General features: G+C 47.7%; 1 protein-coding gene. It reads right to left on the bottom strand.

The window, feature by feature from the left end:
* Positions 1-182: hypothetical protein (locus tag BHE89_RS24195; protein WP_216080970.1), on the bottom strand; the 182-nt coding region annotated here is incomplete at its 3' end.
* Positions 183-258: the final 76 nt, after the last annotated feature.

Here is a 258-nt window from a genome sequence, read left to right as displayed (position 1 = left end):
AGCCTTGGCCGGGTCACTTGCAGCTCTGTTGGCCGTATCAGCAGCCAACTTAACCCACTGACTCCAGTCAAAACCTGCCGCAAAAGCAGACAGCCAAAAACGCGACGGCCACTGGAACGATGAAGATGCACATCAGCACCGCGTTCATCAAAAACCAGAAAAAATTGTTTATTAAGGTTCACACTTCCTCCCATTAACCTAGAAAATTGAATGCGTGTTCCAGGTTCATCCCTGCAACAACACCTATAACGAACATCA

The sequence above is a fragment of the Shigella sp. FC1967 genome (genome assembly GCF_001743005.1).
In the GTDB taxonomy this organism is placed as follows: Bacteria; Pseudomonadota; Gammaproteobacteria; order Enterobacterales; family Enterobacteriaceae; genus Proteus.
Note: the sequence above shows the minus strand (reverse complement) of the source record. Positions and strands in the feature narration are given on the sequence as shown.